We start from the raw sequence: 19,478 nt of genomic DNA, 5'->3' as shown, positions 1-19,478 counted from the left end.
CTGGTGCTGTTGCGGACATGCCGGTCCATGGTAAGCGGCTGCTCAGTATGCTGCGCCCGCCGGGTGCCCCGGTGCCCGGTGGCCGCGCCGCACGGGGCGTCTCACTCCCGTGACCGGAAGCTGGTCAGGGCGGCCGCCACGGACCCGGCGAGCAGCAACCCGAGCCAGCAGCCGGCGACCAGGAAGGGGTGCTGGCCGGGGAAGCCCGAGCCGGGCTGGACGGGGTTGCCCCACAGGTGGCGGATGGCGTCGGCCACCGCGGTGACCGGGTTCCACTCCACCACCGGGCGGAGCCAGGCGGGCATCGCGGACGCCGAGAAGACCGCGTCCGAGAGGAAGGTGCAGACGACCAGGCCGAGGGCCGCGATCGAGTCGACGGACTCGATGTTGCTCACGGTCATCCCGAGCGCGATGCCCACCCATACGGTCGCGAGGATGAACAGGGCGGCGACGCCGAACCCGGCGAGCACCGACAGCAGGTCGCCGTGCACCCGCCATCCGATGCCCAGGCCGACGAGGCTGATCACCACCAGGACCCCGAGCCCGATCAGCAGGTCGCCCAGCGCGTGCGCGGTCAGCACCGCCGCCCGGGAGATGGGCAGCGACCGGAAGCGGTCCATCAGGCCGGCCCGCCGGTCCAGGGCGACGCTGACCGCCGTGGGGCCCACACCGGCCAGGCCCACTTGCGCGGTGATGCCGGCCATCAGGTACTCCTGGTAGGCACCGCCGTGCGGGGACACGATGGCGTTCTTGAACAGGTAGCCCACGGCGAGCAGCATCACCAGGGGATTCATCACGAGCCCCACCATGCGTCCGGGGGCCCGGCGCAGATGGCGCAGGCGCCGGCCGGCCAGGGCGAAGGTCTCCCTGACGACGCCGGCTGCGGCGGACGGTCCGGCTGGGGTGTCGACGGTGAGGGTGCTCATGCCTGCCTTCCGGGGCGCCGCGACGCGAGGCGGCGCAGGTCGTCGTCGATGATCTTCCCGATCGCCGCTTGGGGGCCGGGGTGCATCAGGTACTCGTGCTCGTGCGGTACGTCGTGCCGGTGCACCGTGCCGGTCACGTGCTGCCGCCAGCGCCGGACGGAGTGCGTGGTGGCTTCCTTGGTGCGCTCGGCGGCGGCGACCACCAGGGTCATGTCGCCCTCGTGACGGCCGGGCCGGAAGCGGGTCGCCAGGTCGGCGTGGTGCCGCATGGTGGCCATCAGCCGCTCGACGTCCTCGGTGGCGAGCCGGGCGAACGTCCCCCCGTGCCGGCGGAGCGTGCGCGCGACGGACCCGGCGCCGCCGTCGGCCGCCCCGGCCGCGTCCTCGTGCCCGAGGTAGGCGAGGAAGCGCACCAGGAGTTCCCGGTCGCCCGGCAGCGGCCCGTCGTGGGCGGGGTCGTGCGGGTAGGCGTCCAAGTTGGCGAGGTAAGCCACGCGTTCGCCGCCGGCCCGGAGCCGGACGGCCAGTTGGTGGGCGAGCAGTCCGCCGTAGGACCAGCCCATCAGGTGGTAGGGGCCCTCGGGCTGGATCCGCCGGATGAGGCCCAGGCAGTCGTCGGCCTGCGCCTCCAGGCCGGCCGGTGGTGCGCCGCCGCTCGCCTGCGGGGCCTGGAGGCCGTACAGGGGGCGGGCCGGGTCGATGTGGGCCGCCAGGCCGAGGTACGGAAGGCTGAGGCCCAGCCCGCCGTGGAGGCACCACAACGGCGGCAGCTCGCCCGTGGGCCGGATGGGCAGCAGGGGGGCGAACGGGTCCAGGCCGGCCGTGTCGAGTCCGCCGGCCGTCCACTGCTCCTCCAGGTGCCGGACCGTGCCGCGGCCCGAGGCCGCCGGGCCGGGGCCGGCCAGCGCGGCCAGGGCGGCGACGGTGCGGGCGGTGAAGACCTCCGCGACGGCGATCCGCAGGCCGTCCTTGGCCAGCCGGGAGACCAGTTGGACGCTGCCGATGCTGTTGCCGCCGAGGGCGAAGAAGTCGTCCTCGGCGCCGACCGCGGCCACCCCCAGCACCTCGGCGAAGGCGTCGGCGACCAGCCGTTCGGTGCCGGGCGCGGGCGGCCGGGACGGCGTGCCGCGCCGCTCGGGCGCCGGCAGCGCGGCGACGTCCAGCTTGCCGTGCACGGTCAGCGGCAGCTCCGGCAGGGCCATCAGGGCCGCCGGCACCAGGTGGCCGGGCAGCTTGCGGGCGAGGGCGGCACGCAGCGCCGCGAGGTCGGGTTCGGTCCCGGCCTCGGGCACCAGGTAGCCGACCAGCCGCAGGTCCCCGGGGCGGTCCGCACGTGCGACGACGGCCGCCTGGGCCACCCCGGGCTCCTCGGTCAACGCGCTCTCGATCTCGCCGGGTTCGACCCGGAAGCCGCGGATCTTGACCTGCTGGTCGGCCCGGCCCACGTAGTCCAGGTTGCCGTCGGGGAGCCACCGTACGAGGTCTCCGGTGCGGTACATGCGGGAGCCGGGCGGGCCGAAGGGGTCGGCGACGAAGCGTGCCGCGGTCAGCTCCGGGCGGTTGAGGTAGCCCACCGCGAGGCCCGTGCCGCCCACGTAGAGCTCTCCGGTGACCCCGGAGGGGACCGGGGACAGCGCGTCGTCGAGGACGTGGAGCCGGTGTCCGGCGACGGGGCGGCCGATCGGGGGGCGTCCCCCGTCGAGCCGCTCGCTGATCGAGCAGCAGACCGTGGTCTCGGTCGGACCGAAGGCGTTGACCATCCGGGTGGCCCCGGCCCAGCGCTCGACGAGCTCCGGCGGGCAGGCCGAGCCGGCGACCGCCAGCAGCATGTCCTTCGGCAGCCGGGCGTCCGGGGGAAGGGAGGCGACCACGACCGGCGGGAGCACCGCGAGGTTCACCGCGTGCCGGCGGATCGTGTCGGCCAGCGGCTCGCCGGCCCGCCGGTCGTCGTCGGCCTGGACCAGGGTGCCGCCGCTGAACAGCGAGACGCACAGTTCCCACACGGCCGCGTCGAAGCCGAAGGACGCGAACTGCAGGGCCCTGGTGTGCGGGCCGAGCCCGAGGCGGGCCCGGTGGTCGCGGGCGAGGTCGGCGGCCGTGGCGTGGCGGACGGCGACGCCCTTGGGCCGCCCGGTGGAACCGGAGGTGTAGATCACGTACGCGAGGTCCGCGGGCGTCAGGGGCCGGGTGCGCTCGTCGTCGGTCAGCGGCCGGGCGGGGCGCGCTGCGACGGCCGCCGCGGTCGCGGGATCGTCGAGGACCACGGTCCGGCCGTCCGGCAGCACGTCGTCGGGCAGCGCGCCCGATGCCCGCACCGCGGTGCAGGTGACCTGGAGCGTGGGCCGGGCGTCGGTCAGCATCTGCGTGATCCGCGCGGTGGGGTAGCCGGGGTCGACCGGGAGGTAGGCCGCGCCGGTCTTGAGCACCGCGAACAGCGCGACCACCAGGTCGGCCGAGCGGGGCAGCGCCAGGGCGACCAGGGTGCCCGGGCCGGCGCCGAGGTCCCGCAGATGACGGGCCAGCCGGCCGGCCCGCTCGTCCAGTTCGCGGTAGCTCAGCCGGTCCCGGTCGGAGACGAACGCGGGGTGGCCGGGCTGCTGCCGCGCCCACTCTTCGAACAGGGCGGGCAGGGTGACGGGCGGGGGCGCGGTCCACCGCCGGTCGGCGCTCCACCGGTCCAGGATCTGCCGGCGTTCCCCGGGCGCCAGGACCGCAAGGGAACTCAGCCGTGCCGCGGGCCGGGTGACCGCGGCGGTCAGCAGCCGGACGAAGCGCTCCGCGAGCCGCTCGGCGGTGGGGCGGGTGTACAGGTCGGTGGCGAACTCCAGCCGGCCGGTCAGGCCCGCCGGTCCCTCGGCGTCGTGCTCCTCGGCGATCTCGAAGGCGAGGTCGAACTTGACGCCGAGGCCCACCTCCACCGGTGCGCACTCCAGTCCGTCCAGGGAGAACCGCGTGCGCTCGGTGTTCTGGAGGATGAGCATGACCTGGAACAGCGACTGGCGCGCCAGGGAGCGGGTGGGGCCCAGCGCCTCCACCAGGCGCTCGAAGGGCAGGTCCTGGTGCGCGTAGGCACCGAGGTCCGCCTCCCTGACCCGGTGCAGCAGTTCGCCGAAGGTGGGATCGCCGCCGGTGTCGGTGCGCAGCACCAGGGTGTTGACGAAGAAGCCGACCAGGTCGTGCAGGGCGGCGTCGGTGCGGCCCGCGACGGGGGTGCCGAGGGGGATGTCGGGGCCGGCGCCCAGTTTGGTGAGGGTGGCGGCGAGGGCGGCCTGGAGCACCATGAACGGGCTGACGCCGGCGGAGACCGCCAGCGCGGCCAGCCGGCGGTGGATCTCGGCGGGCACGGTGAAGCCGACCGCGTCACCGGCGTACCCGGCCCTCTGCGGCCGCCGGTGGTCGGTGGGCAGTTCCAGCTCTTCGGGCATGCCGCGCAGGGCGGTGGTCCAGTGGTCGAGTTGCCGGTTCTGCAGGCTTTCGGGGTCGTCCTCGGCGCCGAGCAGGCGCCGCTGCCACAGCGTGAAGTCGGTGTAGGTCACCGGGAGTTCGGGCAGCTCGGGGGCGCGGCCGGCGGTCCGCGCCCGGTACGCCTCGGAGAGTTCGCCGGCGAGGACCTCCAGCGACCAGCCGTCGACGGCGATGTGGTGCATCACCAGCAGCAGCACATGCCGGTCGGGTTCGAGCCGGAACAGCCGTGCGCGTAAGGGGAGTTCGGTGGTGAGGTCGAAGTCGGCCGCGCACTCGGCGGTGAGCCGGGCGGTCAGCTCCCGCTCGCCCCCGGGCACCTCGTACCGCGGGAGGTCCGGCCGGGCCTCGGCGGCGTCCACCACCACCTGGCCGGGGACGCCGGCCAGTTCGGGGTAGACGGTGCGGAGCACCTCGTGGCGGTCGGTGAGGTCGCCCAGGGCCGCGCGCAGCGCCGCGGTGTCCAGCGCGCCGGTGAGGCGGACCGCCGACGCCACGTGGTAGGCGCCGCCGCCGGGGGCGAGGCGGTTGAGGAACCACAGCCGCTGCTGCATGTGCGACAGCGGCACGAAGGACGGCCGTTCCTGCGGGCGCAGCGGTTCCCGGGCGGCCGGTGCGGCGGTGAGGTGGCCGGCGAGGGCGGCCGGTGTGCGGTGGTCGAAGAGGGCGCGGACCGACAGTTCGGCCCCGAGCGCGGCCCGGACCCTGCTGACCAGCCGGGTCGCCAGCAGGGAGTGGCCGCCCAGGACGAAGAAGTCGTCGTCCGGGCCGACGTCGGCGCAGCCCAGGGCGTCGGCGAACAGGCCCCGCAGGATGTCCAGCGCGGGGGTGCCGGTGGCCGGGAGGGGCCGGGCCCGGGTGGCGGTCGGCGGCTCCGGGAGCCGGGCCCGGTCGACCTTGCCGCTGGGGCCGAGCGGCAGTGCGTCCAGGCGGACGAAGGCCGCCGGGACCATGTAGGAGGGCAGCGCGGCGGCCACCCCCTCGCGGATCCGCGCGGTGTCCGGGTCCGGGTCGGGGGTGACGAGGTAGGCGACCAGCCGTACGTCGTCCTCCCCGTAGGTGCGGGGCACCACCAGGGCGTGGGTCACGCCGGGCTGTTCGACGAGGGCGGCCTCGATCTCGCCGGGTTCGATGCGGTGGCCGCGCACCTTGATCTGGTGGTCGGTCCGGCCGAGGTACTCCAGCTGCCCGTCGGCGTCCCAGCGGGCCAGGTCACCGGTGCGGTACATGCGGGTGCCGGGGGCGCCGTGCGGGTCGGCGACGAAGCGTTCGGCGGTCAGCGTGGGGCGGCCGAGGTAGCCGTCGGCCAGTTGGGAGCCGGCCAGGTAGAGCTCGCCCACGACGCCGGGCGGTACCGGTCGCAGCGCCGCGTCCAGGACGTATCCGCGGGTGTTGGCCAGCGGGGTGCCGATGGGCGGGGTGCGGTCGACCGGCGCCCGTACCTCGTGCGCGGTGACGTAGACGGTGGCCTCGGTGGGGCCGTAGAAGTTGACGAGGGATCCGGCGTGCCGGAGCAGTCCCTCGGCGAGCGCCGCGCTCAGCGCCTCTCCCCCGGACAGCAGGCGCAGGCCGGCCAGGCAGGCGGGTTGTGAGGTCAGCAGGGCCTGCAGCTGGCTGGGGGTGGCCTGCAGGACGGTCGCGCCGTGGGTGCGTAGCGCCGCCGCGAGGGCCGCCGGGTCGCGGGTGGTGGCGCGGTCGGCGAGGACCAGGCCGCTGCCGGTCAGCAGCGGCAGGAAGAGTTCCAGCAGGGCGATGTCGAACCCGAAGGTGGTGGTCGCCAGGGTGCGGTCGTCCGCGGTCAGGGGCACTCTGTGCGGCACGTCGTGGAGGAAGTTGGCCAGGGCGCCGTGTGGGACCACGACGCCCTTGGGCCGGCCCGTCGAGCCCGACGTGTACAGGAGGTAGGCGGGCAGATCGGCGCGGAGCGGGCCGCCGCGCTCGGCGTCGGTGACGTCGCCGTCGGCGAGGGTGTCCAGCAGTTCTTCGACGGCGGGCCGGTCCACCAGGACGGTGCGGCCCGGCCAGCCGATGGCGGCGGCCTCGGCGGTGGCGCTCAGCAGCACGGCGGGACGCGCGTCGTCCAGCATGTACCGGATGCGGGTGCGCGGGTGGTCGGGGTCGACCGCGAGGAACGCGCCACCGGTCTTGAGGACGGCGAGCACGGCGACCAGCAGATCGCCGGTGCGGGGCATGGCCACGGCGACGACGGATCCCGGCCCGACGCCGTGGTCGAGCAGGTGCCGGGCGAGCCGGTTGGCGCGGCTTTCCAGCGCGCCCGCGGTGAGCGTCCCGTGATCGCTGACCACGGCGACCCGGTCCGGGTCCGCGGCGGCCCGCCGGGCGAGGGCGTCCGGCAGCAGCCGATCGGGGGCGGGCCGGGCGGTGTCGTTGTACCGGGCCAGTACGAGCTCGCGTTCGCCGGGGGTGAGGAGGTCGAGGCGGCCGGCCGGTTCGCCGGCGATGTCGGGGAGGCGGTCCAGCAGCCGGGTGGCGCGTGCCAGCAGCCGGTGGGCGGCCGGCTCGGTGAAGAGTCCGGGGTGGTACTGCAGGCTCAGTTCGAGGCCGTCCCCGGGGAGCACGACCAGGCTCAGCGGGAACTCGGTGTCGTTGCGGATGTCGGAGGCGAGCAGCCGCAGGCCGGTCAGTTCGGTGAAGGCGTCCTCGCCGGCCCGCGGGTAGTTCTGGAACAGCACCGCGGTGTCCAGGAGGGTTCGGCCGCCGGCGAGTTGCTGGATGTCGGCGAGGCCGAGGTGCCGGTGCGGAAGCAGGTCCGCCTGCTGGTCCATGAAGGCGGTGAACAGGTCGGTCAGGGAGCGGGCCGGGTCGATCCGGAGCCGGGCGGGCAGGGTGTTGGCGAACATCCCGACCAGCGCGCCGACGCCGGGCAGCTCGGCCGGCCGGCCGGAGTCCACCACTCCGAAGGTGACGTCGGCCCGGCCGGTGAGCTGGCCGACGAGGAGTCCCCAACTGCCCTGGACCACCATGCCGGTGGTCAGCTGGTGGCCGCGCGCCCAGCGGGCCAGGCGGTCGGCGGCCGGTGGCGGGAGGTGGCCGCGCACGGTGTGCGGGACGACCGCGGCGCGGCCCGGGTCGTCCGGTGCGACCAGGGACGGTTCGGAGAGCCCCGACAGCGCCTCGTGCCACGCCTGACGTGCCGCCGGAACGTCCTGGCGGGTCAGCCAGGTCAGGTGGTCCCGGTAGCCGGTCCCCGGGCGTACGGCGGGGCCGGTGGCGGCGGACGCGGCGGCGTAGTCCTCGAAGAGGCCGGACAGCAGCAGCGGCATGGACCAGCCGTCCACCACGATGTGGTGCGCGGTGAGCAGGAAGCGGTGCAGACCGTCGGCGCGGCGGACGAGGGTGCACCGCAGCAGCGGCGGGCGGGTGAGGTCGAAGCGTTCGGTCCGGTCGGCCTCGGTGATCCGTTCCAGTTCGGCGGCCTGCCCGTCGGGGGGCAGGTGGCCGAGGTCGATCGTGGTCCAGCGCAGCGGCACGGCGGCGGGCAGCACCTGCAGCGGCTCGCCCGACCTGCGGGTGCGGAAGCAGGCCCGCAGGTTGGGGTGGCGTACGAACTGGGTGCGCACCGCGGAGCGCAGCCGGCCTTCGTCGAGGGGGCCGGCGAGGTCGGCCGTGAACTGCAGGACGTGGATGTCGGGGCCGTCCTGCACGAGGTCGGCGTGGAAGAGGAAGCTGCGCTGCAGCGGTGACAGCGGCAGGAACTCACTGCTCGGCCGGCTCGTGGGGGTGGTCGCCATCATGACTCCAGCTCGGTGTCGAGTTCCGCCAACTCACCTTCGAGCACGGCCAGTTCGTCGCCGTCCAGGCCGAGGAGGTCAGCCGGGCCCGCCGGTTCCGCGGTGGTGCTGGCCCCGGCCGGGGCGGGTTCCTCGGCGGGTGGCCGGGCGGCGGCGAGGGCGGCGGGGGTGCGCAGCCGGAAGACCTGGCCGGCGGTCAGGGCCAGCCCCTTCGCCCGGGCCCGGCCCACGACCTGGATCGCGCTGATCGAATCCCCGCCCAGCAGGAAGAAGTTGTCCTGCGGGCCCACCTGGCCGAGCCCCAGGACCTCCGCGAACAGCCCGCACAGCAGCTGCACCTCGGCGGCCTCCGGGCCGGGGGCCGGTCCGGTGCCGGCCGGGTCCGTTCCGCCGGCGGGCGCCGGGGCCCCGCCGCGGGGCAGCACGCCGTCGTCGGGGCCCGGGACGTCCGGTCCGGTCACGGGCCGGCCGGGGTGCTCCACCAGGCCCAGGAGCAGCCGGCGGAAGGCGGTGGCGAGCGCCTCGACGGTGGCCCGGTCCAGGACGTCGGGCGCGTGGTCGAAGCGGATCTCCATGCGGGTGCCGGTCCGCACGACCAGGCTGAGGGGGTGGTGGCGGGCGTCGCGGGCGCCCGCGTCGGCCACCCGCAGGCCCGCCCCGGCGGGCAGGTCGTCGGGGGCCACGGTCGGGAAGTTCTCGAAGACCAGGACCGTGTCGAAGGGTTCACCGGCCGCGGCGAGCGCGGGGTTGCCGCCGAGCATCTCGCCGAGCGCCAGGTGGTCGGCGTCGCGCAGCGCCGACTGCTCCTTCTGCAACCGGTGCAGGAAGTCGGTCGCCGGTTCGTCCGGGCGCAGCGCGGCACGTACCGGGAGGGTGTTGAGGAACGGTCCGACGATGGACTCCACACCGGGCAGCCCGCCGGGACGGGTGGAGACGATCGAGCCGAACAGCACGTCGTCACGTCCGGTCGTCCGGCTCAGCAGCGCCGCCCAGGCGCCCAGCAGGAGGGTGTTGACGGTGAGTCCCTGGGCGGCCGCGAACCCGGTGAGCGCGGCGGTTTCGGCCTCCGTCAGCAACAACGGCACGGAAGCGGGCTCGACCGGTTCCCGGCCCGGCTCGGCCGCGCAGAGGTGGACCGGTCCGGTGAGGCCCTCCAGCGCCGAGTGCCAGACGGCCCGGGCCGCTGCCCGGTCCTGTGCGGCGAGCCGGGCCAGGTAGGCCCGGAACGGCACCGGGGCGGGCAGGCCCTGGGCGTCGCCGCCGTCCGCGTAGCAGGTCAGCAGTTCCCGGACGAGGACGGGCATGGACCAGCCGTCGACCAGGATGTGGTGCAGGGTCCAGATCAGCCGGTGGCGCCGGTCGTCGAGGCGGACCAGCGTCCAGCGCATCAGCGGCGGGCGGGCGAGGTCGAAGTGGCGCTCCCGGTCCGCCGCGGCGAGCCGCGACAGTTCCGCCTCGCGCTGCTCGGCGGACAGGGCGCGGCAGTCGGCCCGGGTGAGCGGCACGCTGACGCCGTCGCGCAGTACGGCGACCGGGTCGCCGGTGTCGCGGTAGCGGAAGCCCGCCGCCAGCTGGGGGTGCCGGTGCAGCAGGGCGGCCATCGACCGTTCCAGCGCCGCGGGGTCGAGGGGGCCGGTCAGGTCGGCGGAGATCTGGAGGGTGTAGAGGTCGGGGCCGTCGCCGCGCAGTTGGGCCTGGAAGAGCAGGCCGCGCTGGAACGCGGTCAGCGGCAGCACGTCCGTCAGGGCGCCGGCGCTCTCCCGCGCCAGGTCGTCGGTCTCCTCCTGGGTCAGGGAGACCAGCGGGAAGTCCGACGGGGAGTGTCCGCCGGCGTCCGGCAGCGCGAGGTGGCGCACCACGGCCCGCAGCGCCTCGAACCAGCCCCGGGCGATCTCCTCGGCGTCCGCGGCGGTCAGCACGCCGTCGGCCCACAGCCACTCGGCGGCCAGCCGGGGTCCGGTCCCGAGGTCCTCGGTGACGGCGGTGACGGCCAGCGGGTGCCGCAGCGGCATGTCGGGGTGGACTCCGGTGCCGACGACCGCGTGCGCGCCGTCCATGGTCCACGGCCCGGCCGCGCCGTCCGCGGTGAACCGCCCGAGGTAGTTGAAGCCGATCTCCGGGGTGCCGCCCGCCGTCAGCAACCGGGCCGTCTGCGGGTTGAGATGGCGCAGCAGGCCGTGGCCGAGGCCGCGGTCGGGCACCGCGCGCAGTTGCTCCTTGGTGCGCTTGACGACGGTGGCCAGGGCCGGCCCGGCGGCCCAGGCCTCGGCGGCGTCGAACTCCCCGGGGTCGAGCAGGACGGGGAAGACGGAGGTGAACCAGCCGACCGTGCGGGACAGGTCGGCCGCTTCGTCGAGTTCCTCGCGTCCGTGGCCTTCGAGTTCGACCAGGACCCGCGGGCCGGCGTCCGGGGTGTGGCGGGACCGCCAGCGGCCGACGGCCAGGGCGAGTGCGGCCAGCAGGAGGTCGTTGATCTCGCCGTGGAAGGCGGTGACGGCGGAGGTGAGCAGGGCGGCGGTGGTGTCCTCGGGCAGGTGCAGCCGCAGCCGGCCGGCCCGGCCGTAGGTGTCACGGGCCGGATCGAGGGGGCGCCGGCCGAGACCGGCGGCCGGGTCGACGGTCTGGCGCTGCCAGTGGTCGAGTTCGGCGATCCGCCGGCCGGAGCGGGACTCGCGGGCCAGCAGGGAGGCCCAGCGCCGGTAGGAGGTGGGCACCTGCGCCGGCTCCGGGCGCTGCCCGGCCTCGACCGCCTCGCAGGCGGAGCGCAGGTCGGCGAGGAGGATGCGCCAGGAGACGCCGTCGACGACGGTGTGGTGGGCCAGCAGCAGCAGGCGGCCGGTGCCGTCCGGCCCGCGGCCGAGGAGCACCGCCTGCAGCATGACGCCGGCGCGCGGGTCGAGCCGGGCGCGGGCCGCCTCGACCTGCGCCGCCACGGTCCGTTCGAGGGCGGCCGGGTCGGGCGGGGCGCCGTCCGCGGTGTGGAGCAGGCCGGCGGCGTCGACGGTGCCGGGCTCCCCGGTGCGCAGCGTCCAGACGCCGGGCACCGGTTCGTGCAGCCGCAGCCGGAGCACGTCGTGGTGGTCGACGAGGGCCTGCAGGGCGGGGAGGAGGGCTTCGGCGGTCAGCTCCGGGGGTGTGCGGAGGACCACGTACTGGCTGTACTGCGCCGCCGGCCCGTCGAGCGTGGTCAGGTCCTCGCAGAGCTGGGCGATGATCGGGGTGGGTTCGACGTCCCCGACGCCGTCGTCGGCCGCCGTGGTGCGCGGCGTCGATCCCGCCGGGGCGTCCTCGTCCCCGCCCACGGGGTGGTGCGCCGCGAGGGCGGCGGGTGTGCGGTGGTCGAAGATGGCCCGGGGGGTGAGCGTCACCCCGCGGGTCCGCGCCCGGCTGACCACCTGGATCGCGGTGATGGAGTCGCCGCCGAGGGCGAAGAAGCTGTCGTCGACCCGGACCTCGGCCAGGTGCAGCACCTCGGCGAAGGTCTCGCAGAGCACCGTCTCGGCCCCCGGCCGCGGCGCGCGGCGCCGCCGGGTTACCGGGGCGGGGCCACCGGAAACGGGATCGGGCAGCGCCCGCCGGTCCACCTTGCCGTGCGCGGTCAGCGGCATCCGGTCCAGCGCGACCCAGCCCGACGGCACCATGTACTCCGGCAGCGCCGAGGCGACCGCGTCGCGCACCACGTCCGTGGGCACGTCCGGCGCGACGACGTAGGCGATCAGACGGGTGGTGCCGGACGGGCCGGCGACCGCCCGCACCGCCGCGTCGGCCACCTTGTCGACGGCGCGCAGCGCGGCCTCCACCTCGCCCAGTTCGATCCGGTGTCCGCGCACCTTGACCTGGTGGTCCAGCCGCTCGACGAACTCCAGCTGCCCGTCGGGGCGGCGCACCACGCGGTCGCCGGTGCGGTACATCCGGGCCCCGCCCCCGGCGAAGGGGTCGGCGACGAACGAGGCGGCGGTCTTGACCGGGTCACCGAGGTACCCGCGGCCCACTCCGGCTCCGCCGACGAAGAGTTCGCCCACCTGGCCCACCGGGACCGGGCGCAGGTCGCCGCCGAGCACGTGCAGGACGGTGTTGCGCACCGGCCGGCCGATGGGGACCCGGGCGCCCAGTTCCTCCCCCGGCCGCAGCACGGCGTGGGTCACGTCGTCCGAACACTCCGTGGGGCCGTAGGCGTTGACCATCGGCACCCGGGCGATCCGCCACCACCGTGCGCACAGGTCCGCCGGCAGCGCCTCACCGGTGACCATCAGCCACCGGAGCGAGGCGGTGTCGGGGCCGGTGCCCGAGACCTGCCAGAGGTCCAGGGCGGCGCGCAGCAGGGACGGCACGACCTCCAGGACCGTCACCGCGTGGTCCGCGACCGTGCCGAACAGTGCCTCGGGGTCGGCGGCGACCTCGTGCGGGACGATCTGTACGACGCCGCCGGCCAGCAGCGGGCCCAGCATCTGCCACACCGACACGTCGAAGGTCACCGGTGCGTTCCACACCACCGTGTCGCCGGGCCCGAGGCCGAGGTCCTCGATCTTGGCGAGGAGGTGGTTGAGCATGCCGTGGCGTTCGACGACGGCGCCCTTGGGCCGGCCGGTCGACCCCGAGGTGAAGATCACGTAGGCCGGGTCGCGCGGCCCGCCCGCCAAAGCGGCCGGCGCGGTGGGCGCGGGCGCCGCGGTGAAGTCCCCGTCCGCCGCCAGCCGCCGCACCGGGTGGCCGGTCAGCGCGGTCACCTCGTCGGCCGGCGCGGCGCAGCCGGGCCCCACGACCAGGTGGCCCACCCGGGCGTCGGTGAGCAGCCCGGCGGCCCGGGCCGCCGGGGCCCGGACGTCCAGCGGAACCCAGGCCCCGCCGGCCTGCAGGACGGCCAGCACCGTGCCGAGGAAGACCGCGCCGGGTTCGGCCAGGACGCCCACCAGCGAGCCGGGCCCCACGCCGGCCTCGGTCAGCCGCCGCGCCATCGCGTCGGCCCAGGCCACCAACTCCCCGTAGGAGACGGTCCGTTCGCCCTCCGCCAGGGCCCTGGCCGCCGGGTCCCGCTCGGCGTGTTTCCGTATCCGCTCCACCACGCCGCCGTGCACCGGGCCGGTGGCTCCGGTGCCGGCGGTGAGCAGCTCGGCGCGTTCGTCCTCGGTGACCATCTCCAGCCGGCCGAGCGGGGTGTCCGCCGGGGCCGACGCCAGCCGGCGCAGGAACGCCTCGAACCGGCTCAGGTGGTCCCGGATCTCCTCCGGGCGGTAGAGCGCGGGGTTGCCGTTCATGTGGAGTTCCAGGCCACCGCCGACGGCGTCCAGGACGGTGATCATCAGGTCGTCGACGATGCCGGTGGAGAGGTTGTGCAGCTCCGCCCGGCAGGGGCCGAGGCGGATCTCCGGGTTCTGCGGCAGCACGTTGACGAACGGTCCGAACGGCCGCCGGTCGCCCGCCGTCCGCCCCATCGCCCGGCGCAGCCGCTCGGCCGGGTAGCGCTGGTGCCGCAGCGAGCGGGCGAGGGTCCGGGAGGTCGCGCCGAGCAGTTCGGCCACCGTCGTCGGGGCGGGCAACCGGGCCGGGAACGGCAGGTAGTTGGCGACCATCCCGGGGACGGTGCGGGCCAGCGCGGACTGCCGTGCGGTCACCGGGAGGGTCAGCAGCACCTCGGGGCTGCCGGTGGCCTTGGCGACGTAGCCGGCCGTGGCGGCGATGGCGAAGGTGGGCCAGGTCACCCCGGCGTCCGCCGCGGCGGCGCGCCAGGCGGCCGCGGCGGTGGCGTCGACGGTGCGGGTGACCCGCAGGAACGCGGTGCCGGGTGCCGGGTCCCCGGTGGCCAGGCTGGTCGGTTCGGCGTCCTGTGGCAGGTGACGCTCCCAGAAGAGCCGGTCGCGCTCGACCGCGGGCGAGGCCAGGTACGCCGCCTCGCCGTCCAGCAGCACCCGCAGCGGGGGCAGCGGGGTGCCCGCCGGTCCGTCCCGGTCGGCGGCCGGGCCGCCGTAGACCTCGCTGAGCCTGCGGTAGACCGCGAGCCGGCTGTAGCCGTCGGCGAGCAGGTGGTGCATGGCCAGGTGGAGCAGGTGGCGGTCGGCGGCGATGCGCACCAGCGTCAGCCGGAACAGCAGGCCGCCGGTGAGCCGGAAGGGCCGGTGCAGGTCCTCGTCGAAGAGCCGCAGCGCCTCGGCGACCGGATCGGCGGTGCCGCTGAGGTCCAGCTGCCGCAGCGGCAGTTCCCCGAGCGGCCGCACGTGCTGGACGGGGACGCCGTCCGTCTCGGAGAACCGCGCCCTGGTGCACTCCGCCTCGTGCAGCACCGTCTCCAGCGCCCGGCGCAGCAGGTCCGCGTCGAGCGGGCCTGAGATGTCGAGGTAGTCGGCCATGTTGTAGGCCAGTCGCCCTTGCGAGAGCCGCTCGTCGAACCAGATGCCGGACTGGGCGCCCGTCAACGGCAGGGCGGTGTCGGCGGGTTGGGTCATGGTGTCTCCTGGACGCGTCACGGTGGAAGGGCGGGGCCGCTGCTACGGGGGCGCCTCGGCGAGGGTGGGAGCGGAGGACGGCGGGCGGCTCAGCCGACCCGGGCGGGCACGTCGTCGTCCAGGGTCCGCGGGCCGTACAGGTCGGCGACCCACTGCTCCTGGTACACGGTGTCCAGGTAGCGCTCGCCGAGGTCGGGGGCGATGGCGACGGCCCGGCCGCCGGGCGGCAGCGGATGCCGCGCGAGCCAGGTGAGGGCGCCGCTGACGACGGTGCCGGTGGACCCGCCGAAGAGGAAGCCGCGGCGGGCCAGCCGGCGGCAGCTGCGGATGGTGTCGGGCTCGGCGACCATGACGACGTCGTCGACCAGCGATTCGTCGAGCAGCGGGGGCCGCACCCCGGTGCCCAGCCCCGGGATCATGCGGGTCCGGGCGGGGCCGCCGAAGGTGACCGAGCCCTCCGCGTCCACCGCGACCACCCGGGCCGACGGCTGGTGGTCGCGCAGGTAGCGGGCGCAGCCCATCAGGGTGCCGGTGGTCCCGGCCCCGACGAAGAGGACCGACAGGTCGGGGAAGGCCTTGAGGATCTCCGGGCCGGTGGTGTCGTAGTGGGCCTGCCCGTTGTCCGGGTTGGCGTACTGGTTGAGCCAGAGGAAGTCCTCGTTGCCGGCGCAGAGTTCGCGGACGTGCGCGAGGCGCGCGCCGAGCAGCCCGTCCACCGGGTCCGGGGTGGTGATGACGTGCACCTCGCTGCCCAGTGCCTGCATGAGCTGACGGGCGCCGAGGGTGCAGCGGGAGTCGGTCACGCACACGAAGCGGTAGCCCCGGCCGGCCGCCAGCAGGCTCAGTGCCACACCGAGGTTCCCCGAGGAGCTCTCCACCAGGGTGGAGCCGGGACGCAGGCGTCCTCGGCGTTCGGCGGCGTCCACCATCGCGCGCGCGGCCTTGAGCTTGATGGAACCGGCGAAATTGAATCCCTCGCATTTCAGCATCAACGGTTCACCGACGAGGGGTTCCAGATCGACGAAGAGGTCGTCGGCATTGAATTCGTGGGGAGCGGTGATGATGTGAATGGGACACCTGCCGCCTTGATGGGTAGGGGCTTCTTCAGATGCGTGCGCGATCCTGCCAAATCGCACTGACTGCCGGTTGACGGGCCGCTGACCGGAATTTGCCAACTTGCCGCTCTTACAAGGCCGTTGCTAGGTTCTGGGCGGCCCGGCCCGAAGTCGTGGTCCGGGCGGTGCCGAATGGGGGGAAGGCAGCCATGCGCGTCGTGCTCGCCGAGGACCAGTTCTTGTTGCGCGAGGGTCTGATCCGGCTGCTGGAACCGCACGGCTTCGAGGTCGTCTCGGTCGTCGGCAGCGGCCCGGAGCTGGTCCGGGCCCTGGACGTGGAACGCCCCGACCTGGTCCTGGCGGACATCCGGATGCCGCCGACCCACACCGACGAGGGGCTGCGAGCGGTGCTGGAGGCGCGCCGCCGCCACATCGGCCAGCCGTCACTGCTGCTGTCGCAGTACGTCGACCAGCTCTATGCGCGCGAGTTGCTCGCGGACGGCGAGGGCGGCGTGGGGTATCTGCTGAAGGACCGGGTCTTCGACGCCACGCAGTTCGTCTCGGCGCTGCGCCAGGTGGCCGGCGGGGGCACGGTGATGGACCCGGACGTGGTCACCGCGATGATGTCCGGCAGCGGGCGGGACGAAAAGGTCACGCGCCTGACCGACCGGGAACGCGACGTCCTGCACGGCATGGCCGAGGGCCGGTCCAATGCCGGCATCGCCGCCTCGCTCGTCATCACGGAGAAGGCGGTCACCAAGCACATCGGCAACATCATGCAGAAGCTGGATCTGCCGCCGTCCAAGGACGACAACCGCCGGGTGCTGGCCGTGCTGACCTATCTCAACCACTCCTGACCGCGGCGGTCAGCCGGTGGCCTGTCCGGACAGCAGCGCGGGGAAGAGGTTGAGGTGCTGGATGTTGCGGGTGCCTTCCATGAACTCGACGCCCCGGGCGTCCCGCGCCAGTTTGTCCAGCAGCGGGTGGCCGGCCCGGGCGGCGGGCGCCAGCAGTTCGCAGGCGGCCAGCGTCACTTCCTCGGCCAGTGCGCAGGCCCGCGCCTTGGCGGCCGAGGCGAGGTGCCCGTCGCCGGTGGCGTCCACCTCCGCGGCGGCCCGGAGCACCAGGGACCGGGTGGCCTCGATCCGGCGGCCCAGTTCCTCGATGCGGTCCCGGGCGGTGCCACGGGCGGCGGGCCGCTGCTCGACGACGTAGGCATGGGCCGCCCCGGCGATGCCGAGGGCCAGCGCCGCCACCCCGGGACGCAGCCGGTTGAACACCTGGATACAGGCCCACATGCCGCGGCGGACCGGCGACAGGTGGCGACCGAGCACCCGCTCGGGCCCGACGGGGAGGTCGTCGAGGGTGAGGGCGCCCAGTTGCGCGCCGCGCAGTCCGAGCGTGTCCAGCGGCTCGGCCCGCCAGCCGGCGCACCCGGTGTCGACCAGGACGGCCGTCACACCGAGCGGCCCGCTTCCGGTGCGGGCGAAGACCACGGCGAGCTGGGCGCGGGCGGCGTTGCCCACGTAGCGTTTGCGGCCGGTCAGCACGAGCCGGCCGTCGGCACCGGGGCGCAGCGTGGTCTCCATCGCCGAGGCGTCGGAGCCGTGGCCGGGTTCGGTCAACGCGAAGCAGGTCCAGGTCGGTTCGCTCACGATCCGGGTGTAGTACTCCGCGCGCTGCGCCGGGTCGGCCAGCTTGTCCACCAGCACGCCGGACATCGACGGCCCGGGCGCGGCGAGGGTCAGCCCCGCGTCTCCGCGCGCCAGTTCCTCCAGCACCACGACGTGTTCCACGGCGCCGGTGCCTTCGAAGACGTACGGGCCGACCCTCAGCGGCCGGCCGCCGTACTCGCGCGGTGTGCCGTAGGTGCGCAGGTGGCGGACCCCCGGCAGGTCCAGGTGGCGGTGGACGGCGTCCGGGTCCCGGTCCAGCTCCAGTGCGGCGGCCCGGAACTGGTCGCCCCACTCGCGGGCCCGGTCGCGCAGCGCGGCCAGCCGTGCGTCATCGTTCACCGTTCCTCCTCCGCGTGCAGGTAGACGTCGGCCAGCAGTTCCGACACCTCGGCGACGCCGCCGGGGCCCTCGCGCAGGAAGCCGTGGGCGCCCAGCAGCCGCAGCCAGGCCCGGTCGGTGCGGGTGATCTGTGAGTGCAGCTGCCGCAGCTGCGCCGGCGTCGCGCCGGCCGGGACGAGCGAGGCGGCGTGGGCGGTGAGCTCCAGCTCGCCGGCGTACGCCTCCGCGGCCTGGGCCTTGACCAGTTGGTGCATCAGGATGGTGCCGTCCCCGCCGGCGCGTCGGCCCAGCCGGGACAGGGTGGCGGTGCGGAGTCCGGCGGTGAGCCCGAACCGGATCCAGAGCAGGGCCGGCGGGTCGGCGGGGGCGGACGGCGGGGCGCCCGGGGCGCGCCGGACCAGGACCACGGGCCCGCCGGGCAGCGGGTACCGGCGCAGCACCCGGCCGGCCACCGGGCCCGCGGGCTCCGGCAGGACGGCGTGGCCGGCGGCGCCGCCGTCCAGGGCGTGCGGGCCGTGCCGGGTCAGCAGGGCCCGCAGGGCGGCCGCCGGGCCCTCGTCCCGGGCCGCGGCGTACAGCTGACGGTGGTCGGGCGGGGCGCTCACCCCGGCCGCGGCGCTCATGCGGCCACCGGGCCGACGCGGCAGACCGACAGGTCACCGAGGGACCGGTCGTACTCGGCGAGCAGCACCGGGGCGTCGTCCGGTGCCGGGCGCAGTGCGGCCAGCGCTCCGAACAACGCGGTGCACGGCCAGCCTTCCGGGGTGTGCCGGAGCGCCACGTGCGGGATCCTCGGCTGCCAGCGCTCCCCCACCCCGGCGCCGACCAGGACCGTGGAGGCGCCGTCGGCGGCGAGTTCGGCCGCGAGGGTGTCGAGGGTGCGCGGCACCTCCTCGACGGGGACGCCCGCCCGCTGGCGCACCCGGAGCCCGTCCGGGGCGCCGTCCGGCGCCGGCTCGACGACCAGCGCCACCGCGGCGTCGCCCGCCACCCGCCGGTCCGGTGGCGGCGGAGCGTCGTACGGCAGGTCCGACTGGTCGAAGGCGAACGCCAGCACCCTCCGGAGGCGGTGGCGGAGCACGCTGGAGCGGGCCAGCGCCAGCATGGTGAAGGGGGCCGAGACGCCGGTGTCGGTGACGCCGAAGAGCCGGGGCCGGCCGGGCAGGCGGGCGGCCAGTGTGGGCCCGGTGAGCGTCAGCGGGTGCAGGTCGGGCGTCGCGTAGGCGAGCAACAGCAGGTCGACGGGGCGGTCCTGGGCGCCGAGCGGGTCCAGCAGGGCGAGGGCCATGTCCTCGAAGGTGGATCCGGTGACCGTCGGCCGGCCGGCTTCCCGCAGGGGCACGCCGGCGCCGGCGGCGACCCGGGCGTGGTACCGGTCGTCGTCGGCGGCGCCGGGGCGGGTGGCCCCGGCCGGGAAGCGGCGGTGTGCCGTCGCGGACACCGTCAGGGCGAGCGTCACCGCTGCGCTCTCAGCTCGCCCACGAGGTGGTCGGCCAGCGAGCCGACGGTGGCGAAGTGGCTCATCTCCAGGTTCTCCGTGTCGAACTCGCAGTCCAGCAGCTCCTCCAGGGCGAGCAGCAGGTCGAGCACGCCGGTGGAGTCGAGGCCGAGTTCGTCGAAGAGCCTGGTGCCGGGTTCCAGGCCGGTCAGGTCGCGCTGGAGGACGTCGCCGAGGGCTTCGGTGACGGCGGCGGTGACCCGGTCCTGCTCGGTCGTGGGCTGCTGGATGGTCGCTTCGGTCATGTCGTGTCCTTCGGTAGGGGGCCGGCCCGGGTGCCGGGCCCAGGCGGTGGGGAGCGAGTCGAGCGGCGGGCGCACGGCGGACGAC

General features: G+C 75.4%; 9 protein-coding genes. 1 reads left to right on the top strand and 8 read right to left on the bottom strand.

The genetic code is table 11. The features are described from left to right. Positions 1–101 precede the first annotated feature (101 nt). From AB0E02_RS32565 to sbnA, 4 genes are all read right to left on the bottom strand, one after another. Positions 102–926 carry an ABC transporter permease gene (locus AB0E02_RS32565; RefSeq protein WP_362146141.1) on the bottom strand — a complete coding sequence of 275 codons (825 nt, stop codon included), beginning with the start codon at positions 924–926 and terminating at the stop codon, positions 102–104. After that, positions 923–8,140, bottom strand: coding sequence for an amino acid adenylation domain-containing protein (locus tag AB0E02_RS32560; RefSeq protein WP_362146138.1), 7,218 nt, complete (start codon positions 8,138–8,140; stop codon positions 923–925). Before AB0E02_RS32560 ends, AB0E02_RS32565 begins: the two co-directional genes overlap by 4 nt. Then, the gene (locus AB0E02_RS32555; protein ID WP_362146135.1) at positions 8,140–14,580 is read right to left on the bottom strand and encodes an amino acid adenylation domain-containing protein; all 6,441 of its coding nucleotides are present in this window, start codon (positions 14,578–14,580) and stop codon (positions 8,140–8,142) included. Before AB0E02_RS32555 ends, AB0E02_RS32560 begins: the two co-directional genes overlap by 1 nt. A gap of 89 nt (positions 14,581–14,669) precedes the next feature. Continuing rightward, on the bottom strand, positions 14,670–15,650 hold the full coding sequence (gene sbnA, locus AB0E02_RS32550) for a 2,3-diaminopropionate biosynthesis protein SbnA (protein ID WP_362146183.1): 981 nt from the start codon (positions 15,648–15,650) through the stop codon (positions 14,670–14,672). Between the two features lie 194 nt (positions 15,651–15,844). Here sbnA and AB0E02_RS32545 point away from each other — a divergent pair, with 194 nt between their 5' ends. Next, the gene (locus AB0E02_RS32545; RefSeq protein ID WP_362146132.1) at positions 15,845–16,492 is read left to right on the top strand and encodes a response regulator transcription factor; all 648 of its coding nucleotides are present in this window, start codon (positions 15,845–15,847) and stop codon (positions 16,490–16,492) included. Between the two features lie 9 nt (positions 16,493–16,501). Here AB0E02_RS32545 and AB0E02_RS32540 read toward each other — a convergent pair whose 3' ends face one another. The 4 genes from AB0E02_RS32540 to AB0E02_RS32525 are packed head-to-tail and all read right to left on the bottom strand — an operon-like array spanning position 16,502 to position 19,393. After that, on the bottom strand, positions 16,502–17,650 hold the full coding sequence (locus AB0E02_RS32540; RefSeq protein WP_362146129.1) for an acyl-CoA dehydrogenase family protein: 1,149 nt from the start codon (positions 17,648–17,650) through the stop codon (positions 16,502–16,504). Further along, positions 17,647–18,273 (bottom strand): hypothetical protein, encoded by a 627-nt coding sequence (locus AB0E02_RS32535; protein ID WP_362146126.1) that lies wholly within the window; start codon positions 18,271–18,273, stop codon positions 17,647–17,649. The genes AB0E02_RS32540 and AB0E02_RS32535 overlap by 4 nt, the downstream gene beginning before the upstream one ends. Continuing rightward, on the bottom strand, positions 18,270–19,109 hold the full coding sequence (locus tag AB0E02_RS32530) for a hypothetical protein (protein ID WP_362146123.1): 840 nt from the start codon (positions 19,107–19,109) through the stop codon (positions 18,270–18,272). Before AB0E02_RS32530 ends, AB0E02_RS32535 begins: the two co-directional genes overlap by 4 nt. Next, positions 19,106–19,393, bottom strand: coding sequence for a phosphopantetheine-binding protein (locus tag AB0E02_RS32525; protein WP_362146180.1), 288 nt, complete (start codon positions 19,391–19,393; stop codon positions 19,106–19,108). The genes AB0E02_RS32530 and AB0E02_RS32525 overlap by 4 nt, the downstream gene beginning before the upstream one ends. Positions 19,394–19,478: the final 85 nt, after the last annotated feature.

It is taken from the genome of Streptomyces sp. NPDC048196 (assembly GCF_040652715.1).
Classification (GTDB): Bacteria; Actinomycetota; Actinomycetes; order Streptomycetales; family Streptomycetaceae; genus Streptomyces; species Streptomyces siderophoricus.
This window is presented reverse-complemented; position numbering and strand designations above follow the sequence as displayed.

Bases quoted from the DNA above. Each gene is read 5' to 3' on its own strand.
- AB0E02_RS32565 (WP_362146141.1), bottom strand. From the start codon at position 926: ATGAGCACCCTCACCGTCGACACCCCAGCCGGACCGTCCGCCGCAGCC.
- AB0E02_RS32560 (WP_362146138.1), bottom strand. From the start codon at position 8,140: ATGGCGACCACCCCCACGAGCCGGCCGAGCAGTGAGTTCCTGCCGCTG.
- AB0E02_RS32555 (WP_362146135.1), bottom strand. From the start codon at position 14,580: ATGACCCAACCCGCCGACACCGCCCTGCCGTTGACGGGCGCCCAGTCC.
- AB0E02_RS32545 (WP_362146132.1), top strand. From the start codon at position 15,845: ATGCGCGTCGTGCTCGCCGAGGACCAGTTCTTGTTGCGCGAGGGTCTG.
- AB0E02_RS32535 (WP_362146126.1), bottom strand. From the start codon at position 18,273: ATGAGCGCCGCGGCCGGGGTGAGCGCCCCGCCCGACCACCGTCAGCTG.
- AB0E02_RS32525 (WP_362146180.1), bottom strand. From the start codon at position 19,393: ATGACCGAAGCGACCATCCAGCAGCCCACGACCGAGCAGGACCGGGTC.